At 66.7% G+C, this 15,636-nt stretch carries 15 protein-coding genes; 9 read left to right on the forward strand and 6 right to left on the reverse strand.

What is annotated here, in order from left to right; genetic code table 11:
* Positions 1–93 precede the first annotated feature (93 nt).
* The 5 genes from ACFK0J_RS02775 to ACFK0J_RS02795 all read left to right on the forward strand — a co-directional run bounded on the left by ACFK0J_RS02775 (position 94) and on the right by ACFK0J_RS02795 (position 3,560).
* Entirely contained in the window at positions 94–555 is a 462-nt protein-coding gene (locus ACFK0J_RS02775; RefSeq protein ID WP_378736269.1) for an SgcJ/EcaC family oxidoreductase, read from the forward strand.
* Between the two features lie 83 nt (positions 556–638).
* The gene (locus ACFK0J_RS02780) at positions 639–1,904 is read left to right on the forward strand and encodes an aspartate kinase (RefSeq protein ID WP_014981150.1); all 1,266 of its coding nucleotides are present in this window, start codon (positions 639–641) and stop codon (positions 1,902–1,904) included.
* Between the two features lie 2 nt (positions 1,905–1,906).
* Positions 1,907–2,941 carry an aspartate-semialdehyde dehydrogenase gene (locus tag ACFK0J_RS02785; protein WP_378736272.1) on the forward strand — a complete coding sequence of 345 codons (1,035 nt, stop codon included), beginning with the start codon at positions 1,907–1,909 and terminating at the stop codon, positions 2,939–2,941.
* 116 nt (positions 2,942–3,057) lie between these two features.
* Positions 3,058–3,306 carry a type II toxin-antitoxin system Phd/YefM family antitoxin gene (locus ACFK0J_RS02790; RefSeq protein WP_378736274.1) on the forward strand — a complete coding sequence of 83 codons (249 nt, stop codon included), beginning with the start codon at positions 3,058–3,060 and terminating at the stop codon, positions 3,304–3,306.
* Complete coding sequence (locus ACFK0J_RS02795; protein WP_378736276.1) at positions 3,303–3,560, forward strand: Txe/YoeB family addiction module toxin; 258 nt, start codon at positions 3,303–3,305, stop codon at positions 3,558–3,560. Before ACFK0J_RS02790 ends, ACFK0J_RS02795 begins: the two co-directional genes overlap by 4 nt.
* 75 nt (positions 3,561–3,635) lie before the next feature.
* Here the strand turns inward: ACFK0J_RS02795 and ACFK0J_RS02800 are convergent, their stop codons facing one another.
* Together ACFK0J_RS02800 and ACFK0J_RS02805 are read right to left on the reverse strand one after the other, a co-directional pair.
* The gene (locus tag ACFK0J_RS02800) at positions 3,636–6,074 is read right to left on the reverse strand and encodes a glycoside hydrolase family 3 protein (RefSeq protein ID WP_378736278.1); all 2,439 of its coding nucleotides are present in this window, start codon (positions 6,072–6,074) and stop codon (positions 3,636–3,638) included.
* Positions 6,075–6,215: 141 nt separating this feature from the next.
* A complete protein-coding gene (locus ACFK0J_RS02805; protein ID WP_378736280.1) occupies positions 6,216–6,833 on the reverse strand; it encodes a TetR/AcrR family transcriptional regulator in 618 nt (205 codons plus the stop codon).
* Between the two features lie 133 nt (positions 6,834–6,966).
* On the opposite strand from ACFK0J_RS02805, the gene ACFK0J_RS02810 reads away from it, so the two are divergent.
* Positions 6,967–7,881, forward strand: a complete 915-nt coding sequence (locus ACFK0J_RS02810) for an aminotransferase class IV (protein ID WP_378736282.1) — start codon at positions 6,967–6,969, stop codon at positions 7,879–7,881.
* An 11-nt stretch (positions 7,882–7,892) separates the two neighbouring features.
* On the opposite strand, the gene ACFK0J_RS02815 is transcribed toward ACFK0J_RS02810, so the two are convergent.
* Positions 7,893–8,522, reverse strand: coding sequence for a TetR/AcrR family transcriptional regulator (locus tag ACFK0J_RS02815; protein WP_378736284.1), 630 nt, complete (start codon positions 8,520–8,522; stop codon positions 7,893–7,895).
* Between the two features lie 76 nt (positions 8,523–8,598).
* On the opposite strand from ACFK0J_RS02815, the gene ACFK0J_RS02820 reads away from it, so the two are divergent.
* Positions 8,599–9,132, forward strand: coding sequence for a PaaI family thioesterase (locus ACFK0J_RS02820; RefSeq protein ID WP_378736286.1), 534 nt, complete (start codon positions 8,599–8,601; stop codon positions 9,130–9,132).
* 1 nt (position 9,133) lies between these two features.
* On the opposite strand, the gene ACFK0J_RS02825 is transcribed toward ACFK0J_RS02820, so the two are convergent.
* The 3 genes from ACFK0J_RS02825 to ACFK0J_RS02835 form a co-directional block, all read right to left on the reverse strand.
* A complete protein-coding gene (locus ACFK0J_RS02825) occupies positions 9,134–10,492 on the reverse strand; it encodes a serine hydrolase domain-containing protein (RefSeq protein WP_378736288.1) in 1,359 nt (452 codons plus the stop codon).
* Positions 10,493–10,557: 65 nt separating this feature from the next.
* Positions 10,558–11,910 carry a serine hydrolase domain-containing protein gene (locus ACFK0J_RS02830; RefSeq protein ID WP_378736290.1) on the reverse strand — a complete coding sequence of 451 codons (1,353 nt, stop codon included), beginning with the start codon at positions 11,908–11,910 and terminating at the stop codon, positions 10,558–10,560.
* Positions 11,911–11,986: 76 nt separating this feature from the next.
* Positions 11,987–13,234, reverse strand: coding sequence for an APC family permease (locus ACFK0J_RS02835; protein ID WP_378736292.1), 1,248 nt, complete (start codon positions 13,232–13,234; stop codon positions 11,987–11,989).
* Between the two features lie 293 nt (positions 13,235–13,527).
* Between ACFK0J_RS02835 and ACFK0J_RS02840 the strand changes: the two genes are divergently transcribed.
* The gene (locus tag ACFK0J_RS02840) at positions 13,528–13,968 is read left to right on the forward strand and encodes a Fur family transcriptional regulator (protein ID WP_378736294.1); all 441 of its coding nucleotides are present in this window, start codon (positions 13,528–13,530) and stop codon (positions 13,966–13,968) included.
* Between the two features lie 54 nt (positions 13,969–14,022).
* The gene (locus ACFK0J_RS02845; protein ID WP_378736296.1) at positions 14,023–15,510 is read left to right on the forward strand and encodes a catalase; all 1,488 of its coding nucleotides are present in this window, start codon (positions 14,023–14,025) and stop codon (positions 15,508–15,510) included.
* Positions 15,511–15,636: the final 126 nt, after the last annotated feature.

Consider the following 15,636-nt stretch of genomic DNA (forward strand, 5'->3'; position numbering starts at 1 on the left):
TGACACTTTCGTCTGACTCGGACAATATCTTACTCACTCAACTATTTATCGACTCAGTTGATGAGCGGTTCAGATTGTATCGAGAGGTAAGTCATGAGCATCGACCAGCACGCCGACGAGGCCGCAATCCACGCGTTGTTCGAACGTCAGGCCAAGGCATGGAACGACGGCGATGCCGCCGCCTTCGCCGCGGAGTTCGCCGAGGACGCCGACTACATCACCTGGTTCGGCACGCACAGCAGGGGTCGGCAGGAGATCTATGAGTCGCACGTCCCGGTCTTCGAGAAATACCTGAAGAACACCCGGCTGGATGGGGAGATCACCGGCTTCCGCTTCCTCGGCCCCGACGTCGCGCTGGTCCACGGCCGGGGCGCCGTGCTGAAGGGCAGGCGGCGGCGCAACCGCCGCAACACCAAAGTGCAGACGACAGTGCTGGTGCGCACCAACGGCGAATGGCGAATCGCGGCCTTCCAGAACACGAAATACCACTGGCTGCTCGCCAGGTTCGCGGCCAAGGCTGACCAGCGCGTCGAGCCCGCCGCATCGGTCGGCTGAGGAGGCAGGGGTAATCCGCTGGATCACGGCCGGTACGCTGAGTGGCTGTTAGCAGCTGGTAGTCGATCTTGGAGGACCCTGTCGTGGCTCTCGTTGTTCAGAAGTACGGAGGATCCTCGGTGGCTACCGCCGAGCGCATCCGGCGCGTCGCTGAACGGATCGTCGAGACCAAGAAGCAGGGCCACGACGTGGTGGTCGTCTGCTCGGCCATGGGTGACACCACCGACGAGCTGCTCGACCTGGCCCAGCAAGTGGCGCCCGCGCCACCGGCCCGGGAAATGGACATGCTGCTCACCTCGGGTGAACGCATTTCGAATGCGCTGGTCGCCATGGCCATCCACTCGCTCGGCGCGGAAGCTCGATCGTTCACCGGCTCGCAGGCCGGGGTGATCACCACCGGCGCGCACGGCAACGCCAAGATCATCGACGTCACCCCGGGCCGGCTCCGGCAGGCGCTGGACGACGGGCAGATCGTGCTCGTCGCCGGTTTCCAGGGCGTCAGCCAGGACAGCAAGGACGTCACCACGCTCGGCCGTGGCGGCTCGGACACCACCGCGGTCGCACTGGCCGCGGCGCTGGAGGCCGACGTCTGCGAGATCTACACCGACGTGGACGGCGTCTTCACCGCCGACCCGCGGATCGTGCCGGACGCGCAGCGGCTCGAGCAGGTCTCCTACGAGGAGATGCTGGAACTCGCGGCCTGCGGCGCGAAGGTGCTGATGCTGCGCTGCGTCGAATACGCGCGCCGGTACAACGTGCCTGTGCATGTGCGCTCGTCCTATACCGACAAGCCGGGCACCTACGTTTACGGATCGATGGAGGACATCCCCTTGGAGCAAGCAATCCTCACGGGCGTCGCGCACGACCGCAGCGAGGCCAAGGTGACCGTGGTCGGACTACCCGACGTGCCCGGCTACGCCGCCAAGGTGTTCCGGGCGGTTGCCGACGCCGAGATCAATATCGACATGGTGCTGCAGAACATCTCCAAGATCGATACCGGCAAGACCGACATCACCTTCACCCTGCCCAAGACCGACGGCGCGCGCGCCGTCGAGATGCTGACCAAGCAGCAGGACGAGATCGGCTTCTCACAGGTGCTCTACGACGACCACATCGGCAAGGTGTCGCTGGTCGGCGCGGGCATGAAGAGCCACCCCGGCGTCACCGCCAAGTTCTGTGAGGCGCTGGCCGACGCGGGCGTCAACATCGATCTGATCTCCACCTCCGAGATCCGGATCTCGGTGCTGGTCAAGGACACCGAACTGGACGAGGCCGTCAAGGTGCTGCACCGGGCCTTCGAGCTCGGCGGCGACGAGGTCGCCGTGGTGCACGCGGGAACAGGACGTTAACGATGGGAATTCGAGTAGGCGTTGTCGGCGCGACCGGGCAGGTCGGCGCGGTCATGCGAAAACTGCTGGCGGAGCGTAACTTCCCGGCCGACGAGGTGCGCTTCTTCGCATCGGCTCGTTCGGCGGGCACGAAGCTGCCGTGGCGCGGCGGCGAGATCGTCGTCGAGGACACCGAGCTGGCCGACCCGTCCGGACTGGACATCGCGCTGTTCTCGGCCGGTGCCACCATGTCGCGCGTGCAGGCCCCGCGCTTCGCCGCGGCGGGCGTCACCGTGATCGACAACTCGTCCGCCTGGCGCAAGGACCCCGACGTCCCGCTGGTGGTCAGCGAGGTCAACCCCGAACAGACCCGCAACCTGGTCAAGGGCATCATCGCCAACCCGAACTGCACCACCATGGCGGCCATGCCGGTGCTGAAGCCGCTGCACGATCTGGCCGGGCTGCGCCGCCTCATCGTGTCCAGCTACCAGGCGGTGTCCGGTAGCGGCCTGGCCGGTGTGGAAGAGCTCGCGACGCAGGCGCGCGCGGTGATCGACGATGTCGAGAAGCTGACCCACGACGGCCGCGCCGTCGACTTCCCCGCCCCGAACAAGTACGTCGCGCCGATCGCGTTCAACGTGCTGCCGCTGGCCGGTTCGCTGGTCGACGACGGCTCCGGCGAGACCGACGAGGATCAGAAGCTGCGCAACGAGAGCCGCAAGATTCTCGGCCTGCCCGATCTGCTGGTGAGCGGCACCTGCGTGCGCGTCCCGGTGTTCACCGGGCACTCGCTGTCGGTGAATGCCGAGTTCGACGAGCCACTTTCGGTCGAGCAGGCCAAGGAGATCCTGGCGAAGGCGCCCGGCGTCAAGCTGGTGGACGTACCGACGCCGCTGCAGGCGGCCGGTGCCGACGACTCGCTCGTCGGCCGTATCCGGCAGGACCCCGGGGTGCCGGACGGCCGCGGTCTCGCGCTGTTCATCTCCGGTGACAACCTGCGCAAGGGCGCCGCGCTCAACACCATTCAGATCGCCGAGGTGCTGCTCGCGAACCGCTGACACCGTCCCCGGCGGACTAGCGGTGCCGATTCGCATGTGGGTCGGAGTGTGACCCATCCGGTCGAATCCGCTTCCCGAAAGTGGTACCATATGTTGTACCGGTTTCAGGAGGGCTAATGGCTGCGGCGATTACGGCAAGTGAGGCGCGCAAGCACCTATTTCCTCTGATCAAGCAGGTGAATGAGGATCATGACACGATCGAGATCGTGTCGAAGGGGGGCAATGCCGTGCTGATGTCCAAAGCAGACTATGACTCGCTGATGACGACGGTCCAACTGCTCAGTGGGCCTGATGGTGCACGCCTACGTCGGTCGATCCAGGAGCTCGAGGGTGGTGGCGGCACCGGCCGCGAGCTCATCGAATGAGGCTCGTTTTCTCCGAATCCGCTTGGGAGGAATACACCGCTTGGTTACAGCGCGACCGCACCGTGTTGAAGAAGGTGAACGTGCTGATCAAGGCGATCATGTGCGATCCGTTCGAGGGGATCGGCAAGCCGGAGCCGCTGAAGCATGACCTGGCTGGCTACTGGTCCCGCCGGATTACCCAGGAGCACCGCATCGTCTACAAGGTCGTCGAGGATGCGTTGTGGATTGCCAAGGTTGGCAAGCACTACGAATGACTCTTGGCTGGGTGGGCCGTTAGCAGATCGACGAGGCCGCGGGTCCGCAGTCGGAACCACGACCTCGGTCGCTCACTACGTTTCGTAGCGAATTGCCAGGCGGCGATCGGCGGACGAATGGCCTGCTTGAATTTCGTAGGTTCCGGGTACTGATCGCCAAGTGTTGTCGTCTTCGTCCCAGATCTCGAACGCGCGCTGTGGAATTCGGATCCGCGCCGCGACCTGCTCACCCGGGTCGGCTTCGACCCGGGCGAAGCCGGCCAGCCAGCGGGCCGGGCGGATCGCCGAATCCGCTACCGGCGCAAGGTAGATCTGCACCACCTCGGCACCGCGGCGGACTCCGGTATTGCGCAGCCGGACGGTCACGGTCGTCGCATCGCGTTCGATCGACTCGTAATCCCATGTGGTGTAACCCGATCCGTGCCCGAACGGGTACGCCGGAGTCGTGCCCGCCCGCTCCCACGCGCGATAGCCGATGAACACGTCCTCCCGGTAGACGAGCTCACCATCGGTCGGGACGACCTCGGTGACCGGGCAATCGGCCAGTGTGGCAGGCCAGGTGGTCGGCAGCCGCCCGCCCGGCTCGATGTGGCCGAGCAACACGTCGGCGAGTGCGGCCCCGCCTTGCTGGCCGGGGAACCAGCTCAACAGAATCGCCGCGACCTCGTCGCGCCATGGCAGCTCCACCGGCGACCCCGCATTGACGACCACCACCGTATTCGGATTGGCGGCGGCTACCCGGCTGACCAATTCGTCTTGGCGGCCGGGCAGTTTCAGGGTCTTGCGGTCGAAGCCCTCCGATTCGACCTGCTCGGTGGTGGCGACGACGACCACGGCGACATCGGCCGCTCGCGCCGCCTCGACCGCCTCCGCGATCAGTTCATCGGGTTCGCGTCGCGGGTCCCCGTGCGCGAGGCCGACGTTGACCGCTTGGATGGGTGCGTCCGCGAACTTCATCGGGATATGCGTCATGCGCACCTCGACCGGCTGCCCCGCCGTCAGCTCGACCGTGCCGCGCTCGACGGGGGTGCCGAAGAATGCCTCGAAAAGGTCCGCGCCGGAGGGTGTTTCGCTGCCATCGAAGAGCACGGTATCCGCCACGACGAGGCGGAATTCGCCGAAACCCTTGGTGCCGAAGACATGCGCACCGCTTTCCCGTGGGGTGAAGGTGCCCTGGATCTCGACGGTGTGCAGCGCGTCGTAGCTGATGCCGTCGGGCATTTCGCCGATCCACTCGACCATGCCATTGGGCAGCGAGCTGGTACCGAGCACCTCGCCCTCGGCATCGAGGACGCGGACCCGCAACTCGAATCCCTGGTCGGCCGCCCCCAGAGCGTCACTGGGGGTGGCGCCTACCGCGAAGGTCAACGCGCCTTCCGGCAGCGCGGCGGTCAGGCCGTCGAGCGGGGAGACGACGGACTCGGGAAACACGGTGGCCGAACCGCCGCCGAGAATTCGGGCGTCCCTGGCGGCGAGACCGATGAGCGCGACCTTGTCGGCGGCGTCGATGGGGAGCACCGGACGGTCCGCGACTGCGGCGTTCCGCACCAGAACGAAAGAGCGACCGGCGATTTCACGGGCCAGCGCAATGCCGTCGATGTTCGCGGGCGGCGCGGTCACCGCGGGCTCCGCGCCGTCGAGCAGACCCACCCGGGCGGCGAGTCGCAGTACCCGCCGCACGGCTTCGTCGACCATGGACTCGTCGACCTCGCCGTTGCGCACCGCGGCGACGAGCGCGTCGCCGAAGACGCCGCGCGGGCCGGGCATCGCGATGTCGAGCCCGCCGGTGATCGCGCCGACCGTCGACCGTGCGGCGATCCAGTCGGAGACGACCACGCCGTCGTAGCCCCATTCGTCGCGCAGCACCCCGTTCAGTAGGGCGGCGTGCTCGGTCATGGTGGTGCCGTTGACCTGGTTGTAGGCGGCCATGATGCCCCAGGGGCCCGCCTCGCGGACGATCGCTTCGAAAGGCGCGAGATACAACTCGCGCAGCGCGCGCGGGGAGACGACATTGTTCACGGTGAAGCGTTCGGTCTCGGCATCATTGGCGACGAAATGCTTGACCGTGGTGCCGACCCCGCCGTCCTGCACGCCGCGCACATAGCCGGTCCCGATGCGTCCCGTGAGGTACGGATCCTCCGAGTAGGCCTCGAAGTGCCTGCCGCCGAGCGGCGACCGATGCAGGTTGACGGTCGGCGCGAGGAGCACCTGCACACCTTTGCGGCGTGCTTCCTGCGCGAGCAGCAGGCCGGCGCGCCTGGCCAGTTCCGGATCCCAGGTCGCGGCGAGTGCGGTGGGTGAGGGCAGCGCGATGGACGGGTCGTCGGCGGAGAAACGCACCCCGCGCACCCCGATCGGACCGTCGGACAACACCAGCGATCGCAACCCGATCTCCGCCAGCGCGGGCAGCGACCACATGTCCTGCCCCATCAGCAGCCTGGCCTTGGCCGGGAGGTCGAGCTTCCCGAGGGCCGCCGTAACGGCTTCCTCGCGGGCCACGTCGGCTTGACTCATGATGAACTCCTTTGTCTACCAATGTAGTTGCGGACGCGGTCGGCGGATGCCCGCAAAAGCCCCGGCGGGGCAGGCGGCGGACGTCCGCGGACTCCGCTGAACTCACCTAATCAATGGTAGGTGTTGTTATCATCTCGTCATCTATAGACGAGGACCTGCCGCGGTGTCGTCAGCCGGTCCGAGCAACGCGACGAAGTCCCGGAACGCGGCACCCATGTCGACGGCCGCCGGATCGAGCAACCATTGCGTCTGCAAGCCGTCCAGCACCGCGATCAACAGCGGTGCCACCTGCTCCGGTGTCCGCCCGCCCGCCAGCCGATCACCGAACTCCGCCCGCAGCAGGTCGGCGAGTCTCGCCCGGGCGTGGGCGTAGCGCTCGACGAAGTACTCCCGCGCGGGATGCCCGCCGGTCACGCTTTCGCCGACCAGCGCCGTGAACGTCTGCACGACACCGGGCCGCATCGCGTTGTACTCGACCAGCTGCTCGAGATGCGCCAGCCGCCAACTGTCCGACGGCCCGGCCAGAAACGCCGCCGTATCCCAGCGGTCCCGCGCCTCGAGCACCGCGACCAGCAGATGTTCCTTGCTCGGGAAGTAGTGCAGCAGTCCGGGCTGGGTGAGCCCGACGCGCTCGGCGACAGCGGCGAGCGAGGTGCCGCGATAACCGCGCTCGGCGATCACCTCTCGGGCGGCCTCGAGGATGGCCGCGCGGCGTTCGGCGGCCTGCGCCGCCCGTCCACCTCGCTGTTCCGGAGTCACCCGGTCGAGCGTAATGCGCTCCGATGCCGGGGCTGTCGTCGCGGCGCAGCGGGTCGGCATCGTCGCGCACCGAGCGGAGCGCGACGGAAAAATACGTTCGCTCCGCCGCCGTCGCGGCTGTTAGCCTCCGCCGATGGCGAACCCTTATCCCCATGTGTACCTAGGTGACCGGATCGTTGCGGCCGAGCAGGCCACGGTCAGCGTCGCATCGTCGGCGGTGTTGTACGGACTCAGCGTCTACACCGTGTTCCCCGTACACGTGGCAGGGGCAGCGCACACCGCGTTCCGGCTGGACGATCATTTCCGGCGGATCGAGGAGTCCTGCAAGATCATCGGCATCGACCGCTTCGCCGCGGAATGGGACTTCGACCGGTTCTACGCCGCAGTGGTCGAGCTGATCGGCCGGAACATGCCGACGACCGATGTATTCGTCCGCGCTACCGTGCATGTCATCGAGTCGATCCCCGGTACCAGGGTGCGGGGCTGCGCGATTCGGCTGAGCATGTTCGTCTACGACGCGGTGCCGATCGTCCCGCAGGACGGCATGCGTCTGAAATCCAGCCCGTGGCGGCGCATTCCGGACAACGCAATTCCGTCCCGTGCCAAAGTCAATGGCGCGTACGTCAATTCGGTGCTGGCCAAGCAGGACGCCATCGACAGCGGCTACGACGACTGCGTCTTCCTCGATGGCAACGGCCACGTCTGCGAGCTCAGCGCCGCCAACATCTTCCTCGTCCGCAACGACACCCTGATCACCCCCGACGTCTCCTGCGACATCCTCGACGGCATCAACCGCCGAACCATCCTCACCCTGGCGGCCGAGGACGGCATCCCGGTCGTCGAACGCACCGTCGACCTCACCGAGTTGTACATCGCCGACGAAGTCTTCGTCACCGGCACGTCCGCGGGTGCCGCTCCGGTCATCGAGGTCGACGGGCGGGTGGTTGCCGACGGCCGACCCGGCCCCGTCTCGCAGGCCCTGCGCAAACGCCACAGCGCCGCACTGCGTGCCGACACCCTGCACGGCTGGCTCACCACGCTGGTCTGACGCCGCTTCGCTCAGAGGCGTTCGAGCGCGGCGATGGTGCCGAGGAACAACTCGACATTGTCGTGCACGAATTTGTCCCGGGGATAGGGGAGCGACTGCTGGATCCACGCGGTGGTCGTCTCCCCGAAGCCGCCGACCAGGAATCGGGCGGTCAGATCGATGGCCGGATCGTCCGGAGCGCGGTCGGTCAGCAGCCCGTGCAGCAGCGCGCCGTAGGTCCGGGAGACATCCTCGGCCCGCGCGAGTCGGCGCGTCGCGACGGCGGGGTGACCATAAGCCTTGGTGGACAAGAGCTTTCCCTTGGTCGGTGCCTGCAGGAAGAAATCGACCAGCGCCTCGACCAGGGCGGTCACCTGGTCGCGGCGGTCCGGTCCGGCCGCCGCCACCGCACCGTCGACGGCCGTCGCCATCTGCCGGAAGGCTAGTTCGAACGCCGCGACCACCAGATCGTCGAGATCGGTGAAGCTCTCGTAGACGAACCGGGTGGACAGACCCGCTTGCTTGGCGACGGTCCGGATCGTCAGCCCGCCGGGCCCGTCCAGCGCCATCACCTCGAACGCCGCCTCCAGCAGCTGCTCGCGCCGGGTGGCGCGGCGCTGAGCGGCGGGTATACCGCCGTAGGTCCGTGCTTGCTTGGCCACCCCGCAATCTTGACACGGATGTTTCCTAAATCTAGCTTCATTCGGGAGACAACTGATTCCTGATTTAGGGGTGCGCATGACCGGACTTGCCGAAGCATCCGATCGCGGCGTGGAGCAGGTGCGCCAACCGGTGCCACTGAACAGTCCGATGCCGCAGGGCCCGTTGCCGTCGCACGTCGACGGCTGCTTCGGCTGTGGGCAGCACAATCACGCGGGCGTCGGGATGACCCTGGAGCGGACCGGCGATCGGATTATCGGCCGCTTCACCTTCGATGAAAGGCACCAGGGCGCACCGGGTCTGGCGCACGGCGGGGTGGTCGCGGCCGTGCTGGACGAGGCGTCGGGCACCGTGCCGACCACCATGTGCGTCCCCGCGGTCACCGCCAAACTGGAGGTGAACTACGCCAAGCCCGCTCCGCTGCATCGGCCGATGATCGTGTCCGCGATCCTCGATCGCCGCGAGGGCGAGCGCAAGCTGCACATCTACGCGCGGCTCGAGCTCGACGGCGAACTCGTCGCCGAGGCGAACGCCCTGTTCATCGTCGTCTCCCCGGACCACTTCTTCGCCCACGGCGCGAAGGAGGGTGAGCTGCCGTTCTTCGGCGTGTGATTCAGCGGATGCCGGGAGTGCGTGGGTCCGGGCCCAGGCAAGCCAGGATCGCACAACCCGGAGCTGTGTCGGCGAAGGGTGCTGCCAGCGGATAGTTCAGGCAGGTGAGGACGTTGCAGCCCGGATACGCGAACGGACCGTCGCCGAACACCGCCCGCACGAAGTTGACATCCACGAACTGGCTCGGGTTCAGCCGCACCGGTGGTTCGACGTACGGCCCCGGATCGGGGAAGGGCGGTTCCTGGAATGCCGCGAATACCTTGCGGAAGAACTGGTAGGGCAGTTCGGCGGTGTTCTGGATGGTGCCGGTCAGTCCGTGCCTGCTGATATTGCCGTAGAAACCGGTCCACACCACCGTGAGGTCCAGGCTCGGCATGATGAAGACGTTCTGCATGCCGAGTCCGGCCATCATGTACACGTCGGTCGGCAATATGCTCGCGGACTCCGCGCATCCGGGGCCGAGCCAGAACAGATAGCCGTAGCATTTGTTCGCTTGCGAAGGCTGGCGTGCTTGTCGCAGATATCGCGTCGAGACGAGTTGCTGTTCACCCCAACGTCCGTCATTGCTCACCAGCAGACCGAGTTTGGCGAAGTCATTGGGCGGGATCAGCAGGTGCGCATAGCCGTAGGTGTGTCCGGCGCGATCACGGGCCCAGTAGTAGTCGCCGCGGTAGATGCCGAGCGGGTCGAACAGCTCCCGCTGCGCGAACTGCTGGAACGGCTCGCCGATCGCCAATTCGATGACATAGCTGAGCAGGTCGACATTGCGCTGGCTGTAGCTGAATACGGTGCCGGGCGGATTGTCCAGGGGCACACCGAGTGCCTGTACCGCGCTGTTCGGGTCGATCGGGACGACGCCGGTAACTCCCTCGGTCAGCACACCGACCTTCATGCCCGATGTTTCGGTGAGCAGGTTCTCCACCGTGATGGAGCGATGCTGGGCGTCACCGAGTCCGGGCGGCAGGTATCGATCGATCGGCGCGTAGATATCGAGTTTTCCCTGATCCCAAGCCATTCCGGCGAGCACCGAAACTACGCTTTTGGTGGCGCTCCAGATATTCCATGCCACGTTTCCGGTCTGTTTATTGGTCGGCCCCTCGCCGATGAGGCAGTTGTGCCGGAAGACCTGGACGTTCAATCGGTTTCGGGTGGCGGCGAAGGTCAACGCGTCCGCGAGCCGGTCGCTGTCCAGGCCGACCTGTTCCGGCGTCGCCCGCGCGAACTCGCGGCCGGAATGCACCGCGCATCGCGCTTCCTCGGCCACCCGGCTCGGTGCCGCCTGCGCGACCCCGGAAATCACGTTCCCCGCCACTAGCGATAACGCAGCGAACGCAGCCAGGAACCCACCGAAACGCCCCATGCTCAGAGGCTATCGCGCAAGGTCGCCGCCGACGGACGAATGCGGCGTTATGGCGCGCCCGAGATTCATCGGATACCCGGGGCGCCGGGGCCGAGGCACACCAGGATCGCGCAGCCCGGCGGGGTGTCCCAAAAGGGCGGGGCCAGCGGATAGTCCAGACAGGAGAAGACATTGCAGCCCGGATAGGCGCTCGGGCCGATGCCGAATACGGCGAGCAGGATGCTCGGGTCGACGTATTTTCGCGGATCGAGGCGCACCGGCGGCTCGACATACGGGCCGGGGTCCGGCACGGGCCGGTCGTGGAACGCGGCGAATACCTTGCGGAAGAACTCATACGGCAACTCTGCCTGGTTCTGCAGGGTGCCGGTCAGGCCGTGGCTGCTCCGATTGCCGAAGAATCCGGTCCAGACCACCGTGAGATCGAGGCTCGGGATGACGAAGACGTTCTGCATCCCGAGGCCGTCCATCATGTAGAGGTCGGTAGGCACGCCGTAGAGCGGTGCCGCACACTCGGGCCCGAGCCAGAACAGGTATCCATAGCACTCGTTGGCTTTTGTGGGCTGGCGCGCTTTCCGAAGATAACGCTCGGAGACGATTTGCTGTGTGCCCCAGCGTCCCTCGTTGCTCACCAGTAGAGCGAGTTTGGCGAAGTCGTTCGGCGGGATCAGCAGGTGCGCGTAGCCGTAGGTGTGTCCGGCGCGATCACGGGCCCAGTAGTAGTCACCGCGCTCGATACCCAGCGGGTCGAAGAGTTCACGCTGGGCGAATTGCTGGAGTGGTTCGCCGACGGCCAGTTCGAGGACGTAGGTGAGTAGGTCGACGTTGCGCTGGCTGTAACTGAATACGGTGCCCGGCGGGTTTTCCAGCGGCATGCCCAACGCTTGTACGGCACTGTTCGGGTCGATCGGGACTACGCCCGTGATGCCCTCGGTGAGCGCGCCGACCTTCATGCCCGATGTTTCGGTGAGCAGGTGCTCGACGGTGATCGCGCGATGTTCGGCGTCGCCGAGTTCCGGCGGCAGGTATCGGCCGATCGGCGCGTAGATATCGAGCTTGCCCTGATCCCAGGCCATTCCGGCGAGCACCGAAACAATGCTTTTGGTGGAGCTCCAGATATTCCACGCCACATTCCCGGTGATGGCGTTCGACGGGCCCTCGCCGATCAAGCAGTTGTGCCGGAACACCTGCACGTTCAATCGGTTTCGGGTGGCGGCGAAGGTCAATGCGTCCGCGAGCCGCTTGCTGTCCAGCCCGACCTGCTCCGGCTTCGCCCGCGCGAACTCGCGACCGGACTGCGGCGTGCACCGCACTTCCTCGGCCGCGCGGCTCGGTGCCGCGTGCGCATTCCCGGCGAAAACATTCCCCGCCACCAGCGATAACGCAGCGAACCCAGCCAGGAACCCACCGAAACGCCCCATGTTCAGAGGCTATCGCGGGAGGTCGCGATGGTCGTGGCAACAGGCGGAGCGAGGCACCGGCAATCTGCGGCCGAGTTCAGTCGCGCCGCTGGCGAGCCCGCGCTGCCCAGAACGCCACGCCACCCATCGCGAGCACCGCTAGTCCGGTTGCCACCGAACCCACCGGCAGCGACAATCCCACGATCACGCAGCCGACCGCACCGACGATCGGCACCCACCGTGCCGGTCGACCCTCCGCCGCGCCGAGCGTCGCCGCCGAGACATTGGCGACCAGGTAATAGAACAACACGGTGAACGACGAGAACCCGATCGCCGCACGCAGATCGAATACCCCGGCGATCACCGCGACGCAGGCGCCGACCGCCAGCTCCGCGCGATGCGGTACGCCGAACCGCGGATGCACCGCCGCCAGCGCTGCGGGCAGATAGCGGTCGCGCGCCATGGCGAGCACCGTCCGGGAGACGCCGAGGATCAGCGCGAGCAGCGACCCGGCCGCGGCGAGTACCGCACCCGCCCGGATCACGGGCGCCCATCCCGGTGCCCCCGCGGCGGCGACCAGCCGGGCCAGCGGGTCGCTTCCGGCGGCCAGTCCCGCCGAGCCGAGCACGGTCAAGGCGCTGATCGCCACCAGCGCGTAAACCGCCAGCGCCACGCCCAGCGCGATCATGATCGCCCGAGGGATGGTGCGCCGCGGCTCCCGCACCTCCTCGCCGAGTGTCGCGATCCGCGCATACCCGGCGAAGGCGAAGAACAGCAGTCCGGCCGCCTCCAGTACACCTCGCACCCCGATCGGCTCTGGCAAAGCCGTTGCCGCCGAATGCTTTCCGGAGAACCCGACGATCACAACAGTCGCCAGTACGACGAGCACTCCGGCAACGATGACCCTGGTGGCCCTCGCCGACTTCTGCACCCCCGTGTAATTGATCGCCGTAATCGCGACAACGGTCCCCACCGCGACCACCCGTGCGTGCTCCGGCCACGCGTAACTGCCGACCGTCAACGCCATCGCCGCGCACGACGCCGACTTCCCCACGACGAAACCCCACCCCGCGAGATATCCCCAGAAAGCCCCGAGCCGTTCGCGGCCGTACACATAGGTGCCACCCGAAACCGGATACAACGCGGCGAGTCGCGCCGAGGAGGTCGCGTTGCAGTAGGCGAGCAGCGCGGCCACCGCCAACGCGAGCAACAGCCAACTACCGGCCGCGCCCGCGGCGGGCGCGAGGGCGGCGAAGATCCCGGCCCCGATCATCGATCCCAAGCCGATGATCACCGCATCGGTGAGTCCGAGTCGCCGGCGCAGCGCGTCGCTGTCTGTCGTCACCCCCGCATCCTGCGCGACCGCTTCGACCGCCGCGACTCGGCCCGGAAACACAAACGCCGCCAGGTCGCGAAACCTGGCGGCGCTGAGTCGAGTCGACGTCCCACAAGCGCCTCTCGGCGGGTGGTCGCTCGTAGCGACAAAGGGGTGAGGCCCGGGGCTGTCCGGACGCCGACAGTGAGCATCAACGACCATCCATCCGGAAGTATTCCGCGCGGCCGGATGTGATGTGCGCGACGCATGCCTGATCGATTCCTTTTCTTGACTAATTCCAGAAAAGGAGGAGTATCGGTGTCATGCACACCGACCACACCGATCCCCGGACGCAGTTGCGCGCGGCGGGCCTGCGGGTCACCGCCCCGCGGGTGGCGGTGCTGGACGCGGTCGCGGCCGCACCGCATGTCGATGCGGACCGGGTGGCCGCCACCGTTCGAAAAACCCTGGGTTCGGTATCCACGCAGGCCGTCTACGACGTATTGCGCGCCTGCGTGAACGCCGGAATTCTGCGGCGGATCGAGCCGGCCGGTTCGGCCGCGCTGTACGAGACCCGCGCCGGGGACAACCATCACCACCTGGTGTGCCGCGGCTGCGGCACGGTCGTCGACGTCGACTGTGTCGTGGGCAGAGCCCCTTGCCTGGAACCCGATGACGACCACGGGTTCGCGGTCGACGAGGCAGAGGTCGTCTTCTGGGGTCTGTGCCCGACCTGCCGTTCGCGCGGGCGGCAAACATCCTGACAGCCCGGGTCAGCCCACCCGGGGAAGTTGTTCATCAGCCGAGGAGGCTTCGATATGACCAAGCCGACAACCACGAACACCGGCACCCCGGTGGAGAGCGACAACGAATCGCTCACCGCGGGTACCCAAGGCCCGATCCTGCTGCACGATCACTACCTGATCGAGAAGCTCGCCCAGTTCAACCGGGAGCGGGTGCCGGAGCGGATCGTGCACGCCAAGGGCGCGGGTGCGTACGGTGAGCTGGTTGTGACCAACGATGTCAGCCGCTACACCAAGGCCAAGCTGTTCCAGCCGGGTGCGCGGACCGAGTCGCTGGTCCGGTTCTCCACCGTCGCCGGTGAGCAGGGCAGCCCCGATACCTGGCGCGACCCACGGGGTTTCGCGGTGAAGTTCTACACCGAAGACGGCAACTACGACCTCGTCGGCAACAACACCCCGATCTTCTTCATCAAGGATCCGATCAAGTTCCCCGACTTCATCCGGTCGCAGAAGCGCCTGCCCGGCAACGGACTTCGCGACCACAACATGCAGTGGGACTTCTGGACGCTGCGCCCGGAGACGGCGCACCAGGTGACCTGGCTGATGGGCGACCGCGGCATCCCGAAGACCTACCGGCACATGAACGGCTACGGCTCGCACACCTACCAGTGGATCAATGCCGCGGGCGAGCGCTTCTGGGTGAAGTACCACTTCAAGACCGACCAGGGCATCGACTACCTGACCCAGGCCGATGCGGACCGGATCGCCGGCGAGAACGCCGACTACCACCGCAAGGATCTGTGGGACGCGATCGAGCGGGGCGACTTCCCGAGCTGGACGTTGCACGTGCAGGTGATGCCGGTCGCCGAGGCGGAAAGCTACCGGTTCAACCCGTTCGACCTGACCAAGGTGTGGTCGCACAAGGACTACCCGCTGATCGAGGTCGGCAAGTGGACGCTGAACCGTAACCCGGGCAACTACTTCGTCGACATCGAGCAGGCCGCCTTCGAGCCGTCGAATGTCGTTCCCGGCATCGGTTTCTCGCCGGACAAGATGTTGCTCGGCCGGGTGTTCGCCTACGCGGACGCGCACCGCTACCGGATCGGCACCAACTACGCGCAGCTGCCGCCGAACCTGCCGAGGGCCGCCGAAGTGAACTCCTACTCCAAGGAGGGCGCCATGCGGTACTTCTACAACGACGCGAGCGTCCCGGTGTACGCGCCGAACTCCTTCGGCGGTCCGCACGCCGATGCGTCGCAGGCGCCCGACGGCGGCCTGTGGGAGTTCGATCCGACGATGGTGCGGGCGGGCTATATCCAGCATCCCGAGGACGGCGATTTCACCCAGGCGGGCACCATGGTGCGCGAGGTGCTGAACGACGAGCAGCGGGACCGCCTGGTGGACAACATCGTCGGGCACGTACTCGGCGGGGTGCGGGAGCCGGTGCTGAGCCGGGTCTTCGAGTACTGGACCAACGTGGACCCCGATCTCGGCAAGCGGGTCGAGGAAGGTGTCCGGTCCGGTCTCGAGGGTGCGCCGACGCCGCCGCCTTCGCAGGGCTGATAGTTCGACACCGAGGCAGGTGCGTGCCCGTCCGGGTGCGCACCTGCCTCGGTGCTTTGCCACAGATAATGCGCGGCCGTCCGTCAATCCTGTTGGCGGGCGGTGCAATCCACGCTGTCGCGGATC

Origin of the sequence: Nocardia brasiliensis (assembly GCF_042691675.1) — a bacterium.
GTDB lineage: Bacteria > Actinomycetota > Actinomycetes > Mycobacteriales > Mycobacteriaceae > Nocardia > Nocardia brasiliensis_D.

Excerpts from the sequence above, each read along its gene's own strand:
- ACFK0J_RS02775 (WP_378736269.1), top strand. The coding sequence starts at position 94 with ATGAGCATCGACCAGCACGCCGACGAGGCCGCAATCCACGCGTTGTTC.
- ACFK0J_RS02785 (WP_378736272.1), top strand. The coding sequence starts at position 1,907 with ATGGGAATTCGAGTAGGCGTTGTCGGCGCGACCGGGCAGGTCGGCGCG.
- ACFK0J_RS02790 (WP_378736274.1), top strand. The coding sequence starts at position 3,058 with ATGGCTGCGGCGATTACGGCAAGTGAGGCGCGCAAGCACCTATTTCCT.
- ACFK0J_RS02795 (WP_378736276.1), top strand. The coding sequence starts at position 3,303 with ATGAGGCTCGTTTTCTCCGAATCCGCTTGGGAGGAATACACCGCTTGG.
- ACFK0J_RS02800 (WP_378736278.1), bottom strand. The coding sequence starts at position 6,074 with ATGAGTCAAGCCGACGTGGCCCGCGAGGAAGCCGTTACGGCGGCCCTC.
- ACFK0J_RS02810 (WP_378736282.1), top strand. The coding sequence starts at position 6,967 with ATGGCGAACCCTTATCCCCATGTGTACCTAGGTGACCGGATCGTTGCG.
- ACFK0J_RS02820 (WP_378736286.1), top strand. The coding sequence starts at position 8,599 with ATGACCGGACTTGCCGAAGCATCCGATCGCGGCGTGGAGCAGGTGCGC.
- ACFK0J_RS02825 (WP_378736288.1), bottom strand. The coding sequence starts at position 10,492 with ATGGGGCGTTTCGGTGGGTTCCTGGCTGCGTTCGCTGCGTTATCGCTA.
- ACFK0J_RS02830 (WP_378736290.1), bottom strand. The coding sequence starts at position 11,910 with ATGGGGCGTTTCGGTGGGTTCCTGGCTGGGTTCGCTGCGTTATCGCTG.
- ACFK0J_RS02840 (WP_378736294.1), top strand. The coding sequence starts at position 13,528 with ATGCACACCGACCACACCGATCCCCGGACGCAGTTGCGCGCGGCGGGC.
- ACFK0J_RS02845 (WP_378736296.1), top strand. The coding sequence starts at position 14,023 with ATGACCAAGCCGACAACCACGAACACCGGCACCCCGGTGGAGAGCGAC.